The sequence below is a fragment of the Nostoc sp. C110 genome (assembly GCF_043099725.1).
GTDB lineage: Bacteria > Cyanobacteriota > Cyanobacteriia > Cyanobacteriales > Nostocaceae > Nostoc > Nostoc muscorum_A.
The window spans coordinates 736,107-753,567 of sequence record NZ_CP171148.1 but is presented as its reverse complement, the minus strand read 5'-3'; the positions used below and the strand labels follow the sequence as shown (position 1 = coordinate 753,567).

The window sequence follows — 17,461 nt, the reverse complement described above, 5'->3', positions numbered from 1 at the left end:
GTCTACTTTGTGAGAGTAGCGATCGCCTTTTCTACAGCTTCTAAGGCAGTGTTTACTTCCGCCTCTGTGACAATTAGCGGTGGCACAAACCGGACTACTTTTGGCCCGGCTGGTACTAGTAATACACCCTCTTTGATGGCAGCATTGACAATATCTGCTGCGGTTAATTGGATATCGGCTCGCAACTCCAAACCGTTGATTAAACCCCAACCCCGAACTTCGCCAATTTGCTGAGGATATTTCGCTGCGATCGCTCTCAACCCAGATCGCAACTGTTCACCCCTGTCTTGCACATTCTGCAAAATATTTTCCCGTTCCAATGTCTGGCAAACACTGAGTGCTACACCACACACAAAAGGATTGCCGCCAAAAGTGCTGGCGTGTTCCCCTGGCTGAAAAACATCGCAGAATTTCTTACTCATCATTGCACCGATAGGGATACCGCCACCTAAGCCTTTGGCACTGGTGAAGATATCCGGCTCAACGCCAAGATGTTCGTAAGCCCATAATTTGCCACTGCGCCCCATACCAACTTGCACTTCGTCAAAAATCAATAAAATGCCAGTTTCATCGCAAATCTGCCGGAGCTTTTTGAAATAGGCAACATCTCCCGGACGCACACCGCCTTCTCCCTGCAATGGCTCAATCAGAATTGCCGCTACCCGGTAATCACCTTCATCCAACTCGCTAATCGCCACTTCCACAGCGTTAATATCGTTGTAATTTACGTAGTAGAACCCAGGAACCAAAGGATCAAAATACTTTTGATATTTCGGTTGTCCTGTAGCGGTAACGGTGGCCAAAGTCCGCCCGTGGAAACTGGCATTGGCGGTTAAAATAATTGGTTTTTCAATGTCTAATACTGTGTGGGCATATTTCCGCGCCAGTTTAATTGCAGCTTCGTTAGCTTCAGCTCCAGAGTTGCAGAAAAATACGCGATCGGCACAAGAATGTTCAACAAGCCATTTTGCCAATTCACCTTGTTCAGGAATATAGTACAAATTAGAGACATGGTGCAGCTTCTGAATTTGGCGTGTTACCGCTTCTACCATAACTGGGTGGGCGTGTCCCAAAGTGCAAGTGGCAATTCCCGCTACAAAGTCCAGATATTCTCGCCCCTGTGTATCCCAAACCCGGCATCCAGCACCCCGTTCCAGAGCTAAAGGAAACCGACCGTAGGTAGACATGACAGCTTCATTGAAGCTATCTGCATCAAAGGGACTAGATGCTACAGACCCTGAATCTGGGGAGATGGTGGCTTGGTCAACGAGAGTTTGTAGGCTCACTACCGCTCCTCCTGAAAGTTTTTCATTATATAGTTATTTACTAGTTTCCTAGAAATCCCTAAAAAATACTTTTTATTTATCACAATTCGGACTTCTTCTTAGAGTAACGCTTATATAACCTTGGCGGTGGTGAAAAAACTTTGGACTTTAACACTTGTGCAAGAGTCTGAGCGATAGCCAATTTGCGTAGATGCAGCCCAAACTAGGCATCGCAAGTCTTGGGTAAGTCTAGAGATTTTTCTCACTGATGTTCAAGCCTGACTGGTCAAATATTTCTAAGATACAAGGTTGGGTGCAGTGATCGCATAACCCAACATAAATAAGGTGGTAATGTTGGGTTGCGTTTCACTCCACCCAACCTACTAGCACGCCTGCAAACCCTCTCCCTTGCTCCCTGCCCCCCTGCGATCTCAATGTGCAAATTAAATGCTTAACAGCTTACGTCTAATGCACTATTTTAGTCTTGCCACGCTACTACGACGGTATATGTTTTTACCGGAGTCTCTAGTTATGGTGTCCGCTAAAAGTGTATTCCCGCCATACTATGCTAAATCTGAGTGCTAGACAAAAACATTACCACCAACTACTAGATTTGTCGCGGTGAAATTATCTAAAGTTGCGAAGGTGTAAAAAGAATAATAACCAAGGACTTGAACTAGTGTAGAAGTACCCGATTGCACAAATTGTAGATTGCCATCTAAGATGGGGTTGCTACTACTGTAGCCCCGACTCTTAAACAGGTCAGTAAAGACTAACTTATCCTGGCTCGGATCAAAGTCAGTGATTGTATCATCGGAATCGCTCAAGGTTTGATAGATGAACTGGTCATAACCGCTCCCGCCAGTCAAGTTATCGCTACCTGAACCACCAATAAGAATATCATTGCCAGCACCACCAAGAAGGCTATCATTTCCAGCACCACCGAGAAGGCTATCATTACCTAGACTGCCAAGCAGGGTGTCGTTACCTTCACCACCCCGTAGTAGGTCGTTGCCACTCTTGCCATCAATGCGGTCATTTCCCTCTTGACCATTAATAAAATCAGCTGAGTTGTCAAAGCCATTGACATTGTTGTTTAGGTCATTAAAAAAGGTGACTGTATTTTTGTTGAAGATGGTGCTTTGGGTAGAGTTGGCATTAAAGACATCAAAGCTGTCACGAATTTTGGTTTGCCCATCAAACAGGATATTGCCCAGAGTTAATAGGTTGTCTAGGTTTTCTAAGGCAAAGTTTTGCAGAATAATTTTGTCATCAGCCACCCCTTCAAAAGTAACTTCCAGATTATTACCATTCTGGGTAAGTAGTAAATTTCGGGCAGTCAATCCAGCCCCTTGAAATTTCAGGGTATCCAATTCGCCAATGATTGCTGCTGATGGATTTGAGCCTTTACCTAATCCACCAAAATCGGTAATGGTATCAACACCGTCACCTAAGTTGTAAACAAATTTATCCTTGCCACCGCCACCAGTTAAAATATCGTTGCCTTGATTACCTGCAATAATGTCGTTCCCAGCTTTAGCATAAATTATTTCAGCGTAGTTGTTTCCCACTAGATTATCAGCGCCACTAGTTCCGATCAAACCGTTGAACTCTAATGCACCAATATCAACTTTACCCTCAGATATTCTGTCAAATCCCATGCCGCGCTGGTCTGTTATAATACCTGCCGGAATCAGGGCATTGTTACCAGCGTTAATGGCGGGACTATCTTCAAATAAGGCATGGGTAAGGGTTGTACCACCGTTATTTTGCAATGGGCTAAATTTGGGATCGATTGGGTTGGTGCTGTTGCCAACGATACTGCTACTGCTAGTAAAACCAGTGCTACCAGTGTTATCCCCAATCAGGTTATTACCATCATCGATGAAGTCGCCGGAAACGTCGGGGTTGATATCACCGCCATAAAGATTCCTGTTGTTGAAGTTGCCTGCAATAATGGTGTTCCCAACGTTGATAGTCCCGCCACCAGAAACACCTCCACCAGTGCCGCCCCCCCAGTTGTAAAGGTCTTCTGCGGTGTTATTAGTAATCGTGGTGCTGTTCAGATTGAGGATGCCTGAGCTAGAGATGCCCCCACCGTTCCCTCCACTTGCCTTATTGCCAGAGACAGTACTGCTGGTGATGTTCAAGATACCTGAGTTAGATATGCCACCTCCAGAAAGTGCTGAATTACCAGAGATAGTACTATTACTCAAGCTGACACTGCCAGAGTTATAGATGCCGCCACCGTAGGACGGGTAAGGGTCAGGCCCATAACGATTCAAACCACTGGCGGAAGCCCCATTACCAGAGATAGTGCTTCCCGTTATGCTGAGAGTACCTGTGTTGAATATGCCACCACCGAAGGCTGAGGAGTAACTGATAGATGCACTATTATCAGAGACAATGCTGTTAGTGATGCTGAGGTTGCCTTTGTTAAATATGCCTCCGCCGAAGGATGACCCACTGTTATTAGAGACAGTGCTGTTAGTGAGGCTGAGAGTACCTTTGTTAAAGATGCCGCCTACTGTTCCCTTGTTGCCAGAGACGATGCTTCCCGTCAAGTTAAGGCTAGTATTGTTATTAATCAAAATACTGCCAAACGCATCGTTAGAATTAGCAATCTTCAAGCCATTAATGTTGGTATCTGTCCCTGTTCCTGATATTTCAAACACGCCAGAGGCATTATTTCCACTCACGGTAAGGTTTGCTGCCCCAGTCCCCAAAAGGGTAATATCATTGGTGATTGTGAGTTTATCGGTGGTGAGGGTGATAATATCTGGAGTTTTATCACCAAAAACTCCTGCAAAGGTAATAATATCTGCCCCAGCAGTAGCATTAGCATTGAGGATAGCTTGCCGCAACGACCCATCTCCAGAATCGTTGGTATTAGTGACGACTAAATCATTGGCTGCGATCGCTACTGTGGCGGTATAATTCACATTATCGATTTGGTAAGCCGAATCTGCTGCCAAGTTGAGAGTCAGATTTTCCGCCGCTTCTGCCTGAATATCGTTGACAGGTATCAAAGTGATATCTACATAGCTTTGCCCATTAGCAATCACAATACTGTTGCCGATGACAGGTTTGCCACCCACGCTTAGGTTGTAGTCTGCAATACTCGCATTGCCATTGGCAGAGAAGTTGACTGTTAATGCCCCATTGCTGTTGCTGCGGCTAACGCGATAAGTACCACTATTCCCACTGTTTTCATCAGCAGTGTTATCAGTGGCGATGATGCTGATGGTGGGGACGAGGGGATTGGGATTATCAGGTGGCGTAATTATACTAGGCTGGACTTCATAAGCACCAATATCAACTGCAACACCAGATATCCTGTCGAATCCAGCGCTTCTTTGATCGGTAGTTACACCAGGAGGAACTAGAGAATTATTGCCAGCATTAAGAGCGGGGCTATCTGCAAGTAAGGCGTGAGTAAAGGTTGCACCACCGTTATTTTGCAGCGAACTGAGTTTTGGGTCAATGGGGTTGGCGGTTGTGCCAATGAGAGTGCTGGTGGTAAAGCCAATACTACCAGTGGCATCGCCAATCAAGTTATTACCAAAGTCAGTGACGCTACCGGACACGTCAGGTTGTATATTATCGGCAAGGGACTTGTCAAAGTTGTCTGCAATGATGGTGTTACTAACTTTCATGGGGCTACCATAGCTGGCAACACCCCCACCATTACCAACACCATTGCTATCTGAGTCGGCTGTGTTGTTAGTAATTGTGGTATTGATCAGAGTGAGATTGTCGTTATTTGTGTAGCTGCCGCCATTATATATACCACCGCCTTCGTCATTGGCTGTATTGCCTGAGATGGTGCTGTTAGTTAGAGTAGCTGAACCACCAAAATAAGTACCATCATCTGCGTTAACGACACCGCCGCCGTTATAGTTTGCCTTATTACCAGAGACAGTACTTGTCGTTAGGCTGAGAGTACCGCCTTTGTTGTAGATGCCGCCACCATAGTTTGCCGTATTGCCAGAGACTGTACTTGCTGTGAGGTTGAGATTACCAATGTTTGCGTTGGAACCGTCATTATAGATGCCACCGCCGAAGTCACCCGTATTGCCAAAGACACGACTTTCTCTAAGGCTGAGGATGCCACCGTTATAGATTCCGCCTTTGGTATTACCAGAAACACTGCTTCCCGTCAGACTGAGGATGCCGTTATTAGAGATGCCGCTTTCCTGTGTATTGCCAGAAACTCTGCTTCTTGTCAGGCTGAGGATGGAATTTGAATTGACTTGAATACCGCCGCTAGCGATCGCCAAACCATCAATATTAACACCTGTCGCTGTTCCCGATATCTCGAATACTCTGGAGGCATTATTCCCACTCACAGTAAGTTTGGATGCGCCAGTTCCCAGGATAGTAATATCATCGGTAATGGTCAGTTTTCCAGAGGTGAGGGTTATTACATCTGGGGTAGCATCAGTAAAGATTTTCCCAAAGGCGATCGTATCATCCCCAGCAGCAGCATTAGCTAAGTTAATAGCCTCCCGTAAGGTAGTGACATGATTATTCGGATTCCCATCATCTGCATCCCCAGTACTATCTACCGTAAAGGTTGCCAGGACTCCTGTGTAAGCTTTCTGCGCCGTTTCTGTAAACGCTAAAGTTACTTCCATATCACCCGTGCGGACTTCCAAATCCCAATTGCCGCCCAGTGCTGCATTGCCTGTAAGCTGACGGGAAGCGGCAATATTCGCTCCTGTAAGTTGGTGCAGTTTGGCAATAAATTCTGCCCCCGCATCACCATCAGCTACGTTACAACCATAGATGAGTAATTTAGCTGGAGATTCTGTAGCAGATTCAACCGATAACCCAACGGTTTTTGATGAGGCGGTAAATATTTTCTGCCACTGTTGTAGTTGCTGAGTATATTCATCAAGGGTATCAAGTCCCAACCGGGTGTTACCCAGTTGCAAGCTACCAGGAAGACCGTGGCAAACAATATGAATGCTGCTAAGATTCTGGTTAGCACGAGTCGCCAAAACCTCCGTAATTTGCTCAACACCGTTCTGTGTTGGATCGATTACGAACACCTCAGTGTTGGAAATAACACCTTTGACTAAACTGTGATAGTCTTCCACAGCCATGTCGATAAAAACCAGGTTGCGTGTGTAATGTGTGGGAATTAAGGAATTTACTTGGAAGTATGGGGTATGTAGCGTTGCCATTTTTTTACTTCAAGCTAAGGTTTAAGGTTATGAGGTCAACTCAAACTGACTGAAGCCTTGTCATTACGAGTTTTCACACAATTAAGAACAGTAATAGGGAATTATTTTTACTATTAATTTCTTTCTTATCGTCACGCAAGTTGCTGCTTTTGTAAAGCGATGTAAGTATATAGTTTTACTAAATTGCTAAAGTCACTAAGCTAGAAAACATCTAAACCAAACTAAACATAACTCTTGTCGGGTGGGCAACATCAGCGCCCTCATGATGGAAGTTCAAGTTCAATGTGGGACAGCTTACTATTCGTGCTGAGTCCCTTCAAAACATAGTATGTATGGCTGTCGTCGCTATCGGCGGAATCGAAAATAAGACTATAGGGAATGAAATAGCAGATTCAGTCTTGAGAATTTTGGAGTTTTACCCAGATTTATCGAGCCGTTACTGAATAAGTCTTTAAGCTAAGTAACTCGTTAGAAGCGTTCTTATTCAGTAGCAAGTGGTCAATTTTATGCACTACTAATTACTCTTGAGTCGTCGCTGAAGACATCAATGATTATATTGATTTACTCCCAGTTACTTATCTTAATTTTATACATATCTCAAAGATTATGCGAATTATACATATTTTGAACCACGTTCAAGAAATAGGTAACGGTATTGTGAATGTGGCTGTGGATCTGGCTTGTTTACAGGCAAAATCTGGTTATGAGGTAGCGGTTATTTCTGCTGGTGGTGAATATGAGAAATTATTAAATAACTGTGGTGTCAAACACTACCAACTAGACCAAACTAGAAAACCGAACAGTATTATCAAAGCGGCTGTGCGTTACCGGGCGATCGCAGCAGAATTTCAGCCAGATATTGTTCATGCTCACATGATGACGGGGGTAATCTTAGCACGCATTTTTCAAGGAAATAAATATACTTTAGTTTCCACAGTCCACAATGAATTTCAGCGTTCCAGTCTGCTGATGGGTTTAGCTGATAGAGTAATTGCCGTTAGCAAGGCGGTGCGAGATTCTATGGCAAAACGCGGTATCCCAGAAAACAAGTTGCGGGTAGTATGCAATGGAACTTTGGGCAGCCCCCGCACTCGGCAAATACAAGATTATCAACCTTTAGGGTTACAACGTCCAGCGATCGCTACTGTAGCAGGAATGTATCAACGCAAAGGTATCGCTGAGTTAATTGCTGCCTTTGAAAAAATTGCTCCAGATTTTCCCCAAGCGCATCTTTATTTGGTAGGAAATGGCCCTGATAAACAGCTATTTGAGGCACAAGCACAAGCAACTTCTGTAAAAGAACGAATTCATTTTGAAGGCTTCCAGCCGCAACCTCAACGCTACCTGATATCTTGTGACATATTTGTGTTGGCTTCTCATCGCGATCCTTGCCCTCTAGTACTTTCGGAAGCTAGGGAAGCTGGGACTGCGATCGTTGGCACTCAAGTAGATGGGATTCCTGAAGCTTTGGATAATGGGCAAGCAGGTCTTTTAGTGCCAGCAAAAGATAGTAATGCTTTAGCTGGGGTTTTAGTGCAATTACTGAGTAATGCCGATATGCTGCATGAGTGGAAGAATCGGGCAAATCAAAACCTACAGTGGTTAAGTGTTGCCCGTGTTCATCAGGAAACACTAGCAGTCTATCGTGAGTTAATTACAGGTTAAAGGGAATTGGGAATTGGGAATTGGACACTAATTAATAGTTCTTCTTCCCTGCTTCCCCTGCTCCCCTGCCTCCCCTGCTCCCCTCATGCCCAGCTCCCAGTCACAAAGGATGATAGAAAGTGTTAATAGTGTAGCGATCGCTTTAATTTTAAAGCTACACCTAAAGCACCAAGGGCCACTACACCCAAAACGTTAGTTGATTCAGGAATGGCTGTGTAATAAGATGCGACTCTAATAGGCCCATCTTTATCTGTTTGATCTGCTGCTATTGCTGGAATGATTCCAGCACCGGGTGCTAGATTTGGTAGTGTAGCGAAGGGATTGTAAAAAATGCTTCCGTTTCGGATTACACCACCACTAAAAGTAATAGTGCTACCACTGATGGTAATGTCTGTAAAAATATCCTTTAGATCGGGGTTATTAGATAAACCGATCTTTCCATCTCCATTTACATCTCCCCACTCTACAGGCTCATTATCAAATGCTGGAGTCGAATCTGGATTAGTATAGAACGGCGTTTTTAAATCAAAGACCAAGCTTTCTATATCGTATCCAGTGTTATTTAGAAAGTTATTAGCTACATCTGGCACACCATATTCTATTACTTGTCCTGGTTGAAAATCTGTAAGGATTCTTGGCTTTTTCGTGTTGAATATATCTTCATTCACACTCGTTACAATGGGTTCTACCAAGATAACGGCTCTCGCTGGTGTCAAAGATAAAAAACTAATTCCTGCTGCTCCTAGAAGAGACAAGGCTATTTTGGTTACGCTTGTAGTCATATTTCTGTCCTCTTCATATTGATTGAGAGAATGCTATATTGCGTGAGTTAAATCAAACAGCAAAACCTCACTTTTGAACTGCTATCTATTTGCTAGATAAATAGCGGTTAATGTGTGCCTGCTCAGTGAGTTTACATATACTCGTATGTTGATTTATAAAGCAATTCTTGTAATGCTTTATCACAATAACTAGTAATTTCACGCAATCTTTATCAAAAATCTAAATTAGAACTTATTGATTGACAAATTAGACGATATATGTAAATAAAATGCGTTAAACGCGATCTGCCAACGAAAAAACTTGTTGGTAGATCGCGTTAATTTAAATTTCACTGTCTAGGGTGTTGAAAAATTTAATCCCTATCCGTGATGGAAATGAGTTTTTTCGTAAATCCACGTAACCGGATTAACACTGGCTTTGCCCAATTCCCACCAAGCAAATCGTGCAGCAGGATATAAAAACAGGGGATGATAAATAATGTCAGCATTGTTGCGATCGCCATCCCAAAGAAAACTACAATCCCTAAAGGTTGCAAAAACTCAGAACCTTCGCCAATACCTAATGCTAAAGGGAACAATCCCAAGATAGTAGTGACTGTGGTCATGATAATTGGGCGCAAGCGTTGAGGAGCAGCTTTCATGATCGCAATTTGGCGAGTACAACCAACTTCATCCCGAATTTGGTTCGCCAGTTCTACCATGAGAATCCCTGCGTTCACCACAATTCCCACCAACAGGACGACACCAACAATTACAGTTGCGCCAATTGCAGTTTGAGTAATGTAAAGTCCAAAAATTCCCCCAGCTAATGCCAGTGGGACGGTGAAGATAATTACCAACGGGTCAATCAGCGAATTGTATTGCACCGCCATAACTACAAAGATTAAGAATACCGTCAACGCCCCCAAGGTTTTTAAAGCATCCTGAAGTTGCTGATTAGTTTCTTGAGCAGAACTAGGCACAATTGAAACGCCATCAGGTAAGTCTACATCCTTGAGTACCTCATTGACTTCTGCGATCGCTTCACCAAGACTAGCTCCCTCGCTGAGATTGCCTGCCACAATAAAAGCTTGGCGCTGATTAATCCGTTGCACCTCACCAGGCGCTTGACCTTCTTGAATGTTCGCAACATCTGAAAGCCGGATTAGTTGATTATTTTCTGTAAATAGCGGTAATTGTTCTAGCTGAGAAGGACGCGCAATCGCTTCCTTATTTAGCTGCACCCTCACATCAACTAAACGATTACCGCGTTGAATTTGCGTCGGCACTGAACCTTCAATTGCTGTTTGAACTGTTGCACCAATTTGTTGAGCGCTCAACCCTAAAGCTGAAACCCTTTCCCAGTCGGGGCGAATTTGGATTTCCGGTTGTCGAGGATCGGCATCTGGTCGGAATGTCGCTAATTTTGCCCTTTCTTGTAATGCTTGCAGCACTTGTGCGCCTGCTTGCGTTAGGTTTTCTTCATTCTCACCTTGCAGAATCACGTCAACGTCTGACCCTTGCACTGGAGAATTACTCAAGATTAAACCCCGTACCTGACCAGGGTTGAGGCGTAGCAGAATTCCTGCTAAGTTGAGTTTGTTAAATTCCTGAGTTACTTTTTTGACGAAAGCTTCGACATCTGTACCTGGTTTAAGATTTATGGTGCTACTGGCACGTAAAGGATTTTCTGTAGTATTGCTACCAAACAAAGAACCACCCACAGTTGTGAAAGCTGACTCAGTTTCTGGTTGTTTGAGCAAAATGTCATCGACAATTTGCATAACTTTTTCAGAAGTTGCTAAAGGTGTACCAGGAGGAAACTGCGCTCTCAAGGTAGCTTGACCAGTACTGATGCGGGGTAAAATTTCTTGGGGAATTTGACCAAACATAAAGAAGCTACTGCCGCCTAAAATTACCAAAGCAGCAATAACGACGAGGAGCCGATAGCGTAAAACTTTGGTTAAGAAGTTACTGTATCCCCGCGTAGCATCTTCAAATCGGTGATTAAACTGTCTAAGCAGCCAAAATTCACTGATCCGACTAGACCAGCGAATTCCCAAGAGTCGAGAAGATAGCATCGGCACGACTGTGATGGCGACGACAAGGGAAGCTGCGACTGCGAAGCTAATTGTCAGAATCAGTTCATTAAATAGCAGTGCAATAAAGCCGCCAATTAAGAGGAATGGCACTACAGAAACTAAGTTAGCACCTGTAGCAGCAACTAAAGCAGATTCTACTTCTTGGGAAGCTGCGATCGCACTGTCAATAAAGAATTTTGAATTTCTCCTCTGCCCTTCTGCTTCCATCTCTTTTTGATTGGGAGTCATCCCTGTTTTTTCGGAAATGTTCTCCAAAATCACAACCGATGTGTCAATTGCTTGACCGACTCCTAATGTCAGACCTGCCAAACTAAAAACATTCAAAGTTAAGCCAAAGATTTTCATTAAAGCGATCGCTGCCAGAGTACACAGGGGAATCGTCAAACTGATAATCAATGTTTGTCTGAACGATCCTAAAAATAACAACACTGCTGCTGCTGCTAACAATGCCCCAGAAATCCCCGAAAAAATGACATCATTTAAAGAATTACGGATAAAGACAGATTCATCTGTGGTGGGACTCAGAGTCATGTCTGCTGGAATTAAACCCGATTGTCGTAATTGTTCAATTCGCCGCTTGACAGCATCTACAACTGTGATTGTGTTGGCTTCAGGCTGCTTTTGAATTGAAAATTTCACAGCAGGCTGACGGTTGAGGTAGACAAATACTCGTTGTTCTTCTGTATCGTCAATTACCTCTGCAAAGTCTCGCAAGTAGACACGGCGCGAAGGTGCAGGGGAGACAGGGGAGGAAACTTCTACAGAGAGGTTTTCAATTTCTTTGGCATTTTGGAAACGTCCGACAGTCCGAGTCAATGGCTCGGAATTTTGCCCCAGAATCCGACCACCAGAAGTATCTTGGTTACGGGCTGTTAATTGATCTAAGACATCATTTAACCCGACACCCAAGGCTTGCAATCGGTTTAAGTCAACAAGCACTCGTACTTCTTCCTCAGCACCACCAGATACATCAACTGAGGCGACTCCTGGCACTACACTGAGTTCACGCGTTAACTCTTCATCAGCAAATACGCGTAAATCTTTACCTTGTAACGAAGCAGATGTCAGCGCCAATTCATAAACCGGCAATTGGGAAGGATCGACTTTAAATAAGCGCGGCTCCTCTATCGTATCTGGCAGTTGTCCTCGACCTCGGTTAAAAGCAGCAGTAGCATCGTTTAGGGCTTGGTCAATATCGCCTCCTGGTTGGAAGTATAAATCGAGGCTTACCTGCCCTTCACGGGTGCGGGAAAAAACTTGTACTACATTCTCAGTTGCCCTTAAAGCTTCTTCTAAGGGTCTGGTAATTTCATCTACTGCTACTTCTGGTGAAATACCAGGAGCTTCTAGCCGAACCCCAATTCGTGGATAGGTAATTGCTGGTAGGAGATCGACTTGGATCGTTGTGAGAAAAAATACGCCAATGACAACTACTGCCACGGTAAGCATAAGTGTGCCAATGTGTTGGCGGATAGCGATCGCACTAAGGCTAAATCCGCCATTGCCATTATTATTTGCCTGTTGCATGATACTAAGTGATAAGGTCTGGTTACTGAGTGCTTTTTTTGCAAGTATGGTGGCTATTGCTCACCCTACTATTGCTTTTCTGAAAGAATTGAAAGACTTACAGTGTCACCTTCTTTTAACGGCTTACCACTACGAACAACATAGCGCTCTCCAGCTTGCAAGCCAGATAAAATTTCCACTTTGCCATCGGCTCTTTTTCCTAATGTCACAGCACGCGCTGCCACTTTCGTGCCGTCTGTTTCTCTCACCACAAATAGCGTCCCAGCAGGATTTTCTGCCCCGGCAGTATTAGCTGCGTTGGACTGGGGAGACTTATCTGTAGTCTTGGAGTTGTTGCTCCCTGCTTGTTTCTGAATAGCTGTTTGCGGTACGACTACACGCTGTTGAGTCTGGTTTTCAAAGTTGACTCGTGCCAGCAGCCCACTGCCAATCTTGCCTTGAGCGTTGGGAATCACTACCTCTACAGGTATTAAGCGAGCCGTAGCATCGGCAGCTGGAGAAATCCGCGTAACTCTCCCAATTAATGTTTCCTTGGGAAAGGCATCTAAGCGAACTTGTACAGACTGTCCAACCTGAATTTGTGCTAGTTCTAATTCAGAAACTTGCACAACGACTTTGACACGGTTAAAGTCGCCAATCTTTACGACTTCATTACCTGCTTGCAGAAGATTGCCTGGTTCTGTCACCTTTTCTGTAACTATGCCAGTGATGGGAGATGTCAGCCGAGCGTAAGACCTGCGTTCTTTGGTTTGGGCAACCAATGCCTGTTGGGCCAAAACTCTACCTTCGGCGGCAGCAACGGCTTGCTGTTCTGTACGGACTTGCTCTTGGGCTGCCCGCAGTGCCTGGGCTGCTGTTTTGGACTGGGTGCGTGCTTGTTGGGCAGTTTGTTCAGCGATCGCTCCGGCTTTAAACAACCTCTGTTGCCGTTCTGAATCTGCCTGAGCTTGTACCACTTCTAGCCGTGCCCGTTCAACGTCAGCACGGGCATTGCTTACCTGATTGTTTGCCCTGGCTACTTCAGATTTCAGGGCTGCTAGTTCTGCTTCTGCTTGCTTTAATTCAGTCGAAAGTATGGCATCATCTAACTGCCCGACGTTTTGCCCAAGCTTAACTCTATCGCCCACATCAAGGTTCAAGGCTAACAAGCGACCTTCTACCTGCGATCGCAGTGATACGATGCGGAAGGGTGTTGTATTACCTGTATATTCTGGTTGTTTTTCGAGCAAGTCAGTTCTAGCGATCGCCACATCTACAGGCGTTACCCGACTACGTTCCCTATTACCAGGACTTTGAGATTGTGCATCTGCTGATTCTTTGGGCGACGAACCGCAACTCGCCGTCAGCAATCCTATAGCTACAAAACAGGAAATTAATAAACTTCTTACAGGAGTGGAGGAAAAAAAGGAATTTTCCCCTTTCACTTTGCCACCTGTTGCACAAGTACTGTTTGCAAGAAGTCTACTTTTGAAATCTGCGGTCGCCACCTCAGTTTTCACAACTGAATCTAACTGGATAATTATTAGTTGGTTAGCGACTACGGGATCTTTCATTTTCACCTGTTTGTGCGGCTTATCTTTTTCCAAAATCATCTGTTTTTCTCTTATTGGGGAGCTTTTGGGGTTAAACAGCCGTGTTTTACCAAGTAATTTTGAGAGATATCATTAACAAAAAACGGCGAGAATGAAGCATAAGCTGTATGACAGTAATTTTTGATTCAAAAATTACTGTTTTCCCACAAAATTCCAAAACTTCTCACCGTTCTACTTCTTACGCAGAGGTAGATAATCTTCTTGCAGTTAACAAATTATAAACTTTAGTATAAATATTTGTCATTTTTCTGGAATCTACCCAGAGGAGAAAGCTGGTTTTTTCCAAAGATATGAAGCTTTTTTGCTGAATATCATAATTTGGGCAGTATTACAATAATTACCCTTGTTTTTACCTACTCAATTTATTCTACTATAACTGGCAGGTATTACGGGTATTTACTATTTTATTAAGAATGTTAAAGATTTATTGCTTAATTGTGTCTATAATGTAATAGAAAACACAATTTCTTCTTACCCCCCTTGCGTAATATGGCAAGAAATAGGGCGACAAGTACCATAGCAACCAATACGGTTCGGTTAAAGGGGAAAGGTTTTGAATACATCCTTTACCCCTTACCCTTTCCCCAGACCACAAGGAAAGTGAAAAATGCTTATCCGAACCGTATTGCTATAGCAACAACAGGTAAGAATGAACTTTTTTACCAGAAATATATTTGTATTAGGTGAGGAATGTAAGGCGTGACATCTCTGTTTAAAACTGCACAAACCACTGATGAATCCCAGATTTCCGAATTTTTCCAGGAATCAACAGGTAAATGGCGATCGCAACGACGCTACTACACCCTACCGAAGGGAGAAACTAAGGAGATCGAGAGTATAGTTACGATCAATTTTTTAGAGCAGGGCTGTGATGAATTACAAAACCTAGCTCAGATGCACGATTTGCCTGATACAAAGAGTTTAATCTGTGGTGCAGCAGTTGTTTGGGAAAGTACGGATGTGCTGACGGCAAAGAAAGAATCGCAAGGTTCAACAATATTTGGAGTGATGGGAAATACCTTGTATCGCGATCGCGGTTTTGCCATATCCAAACCAGTCACCGCCCAGTATTATTTCCCAAACCCGAAAACACTGTGTTTGCGAACTGAATACAACGGTTCAGTGTTTGAAGAAGAGTTAAAGCTAATTGGCAGTAAATACCGCACCAGACAGACTATTATCTCCCGTGCTGGTGAACAGTTGATGATTGGTCAATATTTAGAAAATAGAATAGAGAGTTAGTTTATCGGGTGCGGCTGGCTATAGTCTCACCCCTTTTGGAACTACCTAGCACCTAGCTATCAACTTGCAATATAACTTTTTATAACAGTTTTTCAAACTTTCCCCCAGAAAGTTAGTCGCCATGTAAAAATAGGAGGTGAAATGAGAATTAATTCGGCGACAGTGTTTGATTTTAGTATTGACAGGCTTTTCCCTTTTGGTATTACAGACTTCTCTCCGAAATCTAAATCTCTACAAACTTATGATTTTGGAGACATTTGATGTCAATTTACGTTGGTAACCTCTCCTATGAAGTTACACAAGATGCGCTGAGTACTGTTTTTGCAGAATATGGTTCTGTAAAGCGCGTTCAGCTACCTACTGACCGTGAAACAGGCCGTTTACGCGGTTTTGCTTTCGTGGAAATGAGTTCAGAAGACGAAGAAACCAAAGCCATTGAATCCCTTGATGGTGCTGAATGGATGGGTCGTGACCTTAAAGTGAATAAGGCCAAGCCCAGAGAAGACAGAGGTGGCGGTGGTTCTTTCGGTGGTAATCGTGGCGGTGGTGGCGGTGGCTACAACCGTGGCGGTGGCGGTGGTCGCTACTAAACTCAGGCGAAAACCGTTTAGTTTAATCTAGAAAAGGCTCAGGCAGAAATGCTTGAGCCTTTTTTATTCCGGTTCAGTTAGTCATAAAAACCTTAACTTGCGTAGGATTGGGTTTCACTTGTTTCAACCCAACCGATTGCTGGAGTTAATTATACCTTTGATAATACGGCTTGCGATCGCCCAATAAAACCAGGTTATCAGACTGTCTCACCGTTTGCGGCTTGTAGCATTGACTCAATTAAGAACCTTTCAGTCCTTCTGCTACATCAACCGATTTCTCATATCTTTAGGTGAGAGTAATGGAATCGGCGAACCTGTGAATCCATTTGCATCACGAGTAACGATCGCCTCCAACCCCAACTTCATCGCAGATGCTACCTGCACCGCATCTTCAAAATCAGTCAACCCCAATGCGATTGCCTGTTCCAGTACCCCGCGATCTACCGCACAAATTTCCATCAATGCCAACAATTGAGTTACTGCGGCAATCGCAACTTCAGCACTCTTGGTCTGTCGTCCAACTAAATAATGCACATCCGTAACCGTTGTGGCCGACATAAACCCTTCAACTTGTCCCGATTCAACCGTCTCCAGCAAAAAAGCAGCATCCGCCACAAAAGGTTCACGCGCTAGCAAAGCATCCAACAGAACGTTCGTATCAAATAAAACTCGCATTACAGATACTTTTGCACCAACCGCTCATCTAGCATGGCTTTTACTTCTTCATCTGTAGGTGGCAGGGTGTCAGTCTTGGCAATACCGATTAAACTTGCAGCTAAACCCTTCGGCTTTGAAGTTGGCTGAAGTTTTGGTTGGAGCGATCGCATTAATGTATTGATTAACTGCAAACGATCCTCGGCAGATAATCTCAGTGCTTGATCTTCAAGTTCACGTAAATTCATAGTAATAATTTCTACGTTGAGTTATCAGGATAAGACCGCTTGCGACCGTTCGATGCGACAGGGTTGTTAAGTTGTCTTGTAACTATATCAATGTTAGTGCTATTAGCATGAGGCGTTTACCCTTACTATACTTGTAGAATTAAGGTTCTAAGAAGACAATGCAAATTAAACTCTCTAATATCTACGTACTTCCGTTGGCAAGTATGGTTGCTCTTATTGGAGCGCTACTTGTAGAGATTCCTACAGCTCAATCTTCTGATTTTCACCCAGTAAATTCTGCACTTAATAAGCCAGAAGCTTCTGATGAGGTTATTGACAGACAGGTTTTGGAGGAAGGACAAGTCCTGATAGTTCAGACAAGAAGCAAGGGAGTCGAAGTTATAGCTAGAGCTAAAATTGTTACCATGACGAAAAGCTACATTGTTACTATACAAGATGAGAATGGTGAAGTTATCAGAGTCCTTGAACGTTTGGGCGGAGGATCTGATCTCATTGCTACGGCTGTTATATCGAAGGCTGAAGCTGTTAAATTATTAGAATCAGGTGGGGGGATTGTGGAAAATCCTAAAGACTAGTACCGCAAGGCGGAAGTCAAAAGTCAAAATTAATACAACATAAACGTTTCG

General features: G+C 43.8%; 11 protein-coding genes. 4 read left to right on the top strand and 7 right to left on the bottom strand.

Features of this window, described 5'->3' with window-relative positions; all coding sequences use genetic code 11:
• Nucleotides 1–2: 2 nt before the first annotated feature.
• Together ACFFRD_RS08970 and ACFFRD_RS08965 are read right to left on the bottom strand one after the other, a co-directional pair.
• A complete protein-coding gene (locus ACFFRD_RS08970) occupies nucleotides 3–1,286 on the bottom strand; it encodes an aspartate aminotransferase family protein (RefSeq protein WP_392481211.1) in 1,284 nt (427 codons plus the stop codon).
• A 560-nt stretch (nucleotides 1,287–1,846) separates the two neighbouring features.
• The gene (locus ACFFRD_RS08965) at nucleotides 1,847–6,454 is read right to left on the bottom strand and encodes a DUF4347 domain-containing protein (RefSeq protein ID WP_392481210.1); all 4,608 of its coding nucleotides are present in this window, start codon (nucleotides 6,452–6,454) and stop codon (nucleotides 1,847–1,849) included.
• Nucleotides 6,455–7,060: 606 nt separating this feature from the next.
• Between ACFFRD_RS08965 and ACFFRD_RS08960 the strand changes: the two genes are divergently transcribed.
• Complete coding sequence (locus ACFFRD_RS08960) at nucleotides 7,061–8,119, top strand: glycosyltransferase family 4 protein (protein ID WP_392481209.1); 1,059 nt, start codon at nucleotides 7,061–7,063, stop codon at nucleotides 8,117–8,119.
• 122 nt (nucleotides 8,120–8,241) lie between these two features.
• Here ACFFRD_RS08960 and ACFFRD_RS08955 read toward each other — a convergent pair whose 3' ends face one another.
• The 3 genes from ACFFRD_RS08955 to ACFFRD_RS08945 all read right to left on the bottom strand — a co-directional run bounded on the left by ACFFRD_RS08955 (nucleotide 8,242) and on the right by ACFFRD_RS08945 (nucleotide 14,101).
• The gene (locus tag ACFFRD_RS08955; protein WP_392481208.1) at nucleotides 8,242–8,901 is read right to left on the bottom strand and encodes a hypothetical protein; all 660 of its coding nucleotides are present in this window, start codon (nucleotides 8,899–8,901) and stop codon (nucleotides 8,242–8,244) included.
• 353 nt (nucleotides 8,902–9,254) lie between these two features.
• Nucleotides 9,255–12,509 (bottom strand): efflux RND transporter permease subunit, encoded by a 3,255-nt coding sequence (locus tag ACFFRD_RS08950; protein WP_392481207.1) that lies wholly within the window; start codon nucleotides 12,507–12,509, stop codon nucleotides 9,255–9,257.
• Between the two features lie 68 nt (nucleotides 12,510–12,577).
• Nucleotides 12,578–14,101, bottom strand: coding sequence for an efflux RND transporter periplasmic adaptor subunit (locus tag ACFFRD_RS08945; protein ID WP_392481206.1), 1,524 nt, complete (start codon nucleotides 14,099–14,101; stop codon nucleotides 12,578–12,580).
• A 699-nt stretch (nucleotides 14,102–14,800) separates the two neighbouring features.
• Between ACFFRD_RS08945 and ACFFRD_RS08940 the strand changes: the two genes are divergently transcribed.
• Both ACFFRD_RS08940 and ACFFRD_RS08935 read left to right on the top strand, forming a co-directional pair.
• A complete protein-coding gene (locus ACFFRD_RS08940) occupies nucleotides 14,801–15,343 on the top strand; it encodes a phycobiliprotein lyase (RefSeq protein ID WP_392481205.1) in 543 nt (180 codons plus the stop codon).
• A gap of 260 nt (nucleotides 15,344–15,603) precedes the next feature.
• Nucleotides 15,604–15,933 (top strand): RNA-binding protein, encoded by a 330-nt coding sequence (locus ACFFRD_RS08935; RefSeq protein WP_012412081.1) that lies wholly within the window; start codon nucleotides 15,604–15,606, stop codon nucleotides 15,931–15,933.
• A 261-nt stretch (nucleotides 15,934–16,194) separates the two neighbouring features.
• Here ACFFRD_RS08935 and ACFFRD_RS08930 read toward each other — a convergent pair whose 3' ends face one another.
• Together ACFFRD_RS08930 and ACFFRD_RS08925 are read right to left on the bottom strand one after the other, a co-directional pair.
• Complete coding sequence (locus ACFFRD_RS08930; protein WP_392481204.1) at nucleotides 16,195–16,608, bottom strand: PIN domain-containing protein; 414 nt, start codon at nucleotides 16,606–16,608, stop codon at nucleotides 16,195–16,197.
• Nucleotides 16,608–16,835 carry a hypothetical protein gene (locus tag ACFFRD_RS08925; protein ID WP_392481203.1) on the bottom strand — a complete coding sequence of 76 codons (228 nt, stop codon included), beginning with the start codon at nucleotides 16,833–16,835 and terminating at the stop codon, nucleotides 16,608–16,610. Before ACFFRD_RS08925 ends, ACFFRD_RS08930 begins: the two co-directional genes overlap by 1 nt.
• 158 nt (nucleotides 16,836–16,993) lie before the next feature.
• On the opposite strand from ACFFRD_RS08925, the gene ACFFRD_RS08920 reads away from it, so the two are divergent.
• On the top strand, nucleotides 16,994–17,410 hold the full coding sequence (locus ACFFRD_RS08920; RefSeq protein WP_392481202.1) for a hypothetical protein: 417 nt from the start codon (nucleotides 16,994–16,996) through the stop codon (nucleotides 17,408–17,410).
• Nucleotides 17,411–17,461 lie beyond the last annotated feature (51 nt).

Bases quoted from the DNA above. Each gene is read 5' to 3' on its own strand.
- ACFFRD_RS08965 (WP_392481210.1), bottom strand. From the start codon at position 6,454: ATGGCAACGCTACATACCCCATACTTCCAAGTAAATTCCTTAATTCCC.
- ACFFRD_RS08960 (WP_392481209.1), top strand. From the start codon at position 7,061: ATGCGAATTATACATATTTTGAACCACGTTCAAGAAATAGGTAACGGT.
- ACFFRD_RS08955 (WP_392481208.1), bottom strand. From the start codon at position 8,901: ATGACTACAAGCGTAACCAAAATAGCCTTGTCTCTTCTAGGAGCAGCA.
- ACFFRD_RS08950 (WP_392481207.1), bottom strand. From the start codon at position 12,509: ATGCAACAGGCAAATAATAATGGCAATGGCGGATTTAGCCTTAGTGCG.
- ACFFRD_RS08945 (WP_392481206.1), bottom strand. From the start codon at position 14,101: ATGATTTTGGAAAAAGATAAGCCGCACAAACAGGTGAAAATGAAAGAT.
- ACFFRD_RS08935 (WP_012412081.1), top strand. From the start codon at position 15,604: ATGTCAATTTACGTTGGTAACCTCTCCTATGAAGTTACACAAGATGCG.
- ACFFRD_RS08930 (WP_392481204.1), bottom strand. From the start codon at position 16,608: ATGCGAGTTTTATTTGATACGAACGTTCTGTTGGATGCTTTGCTAGCG.
- ACFFRD_RS08925 (WP_392481203.1), bottom strand. From the start codon at position 16,835: ATGAATTTACGTGAACTTGAAGATCAAGCACTGAGATTATCTGCCGAG.
- ACFFRD_RS08920 (WP_392481202.1), top strand. From the start codon at position 16,994: ATGCAAATTAAACTCTCTAATATCTACGTACTTCCGTTGGCAAGTATG.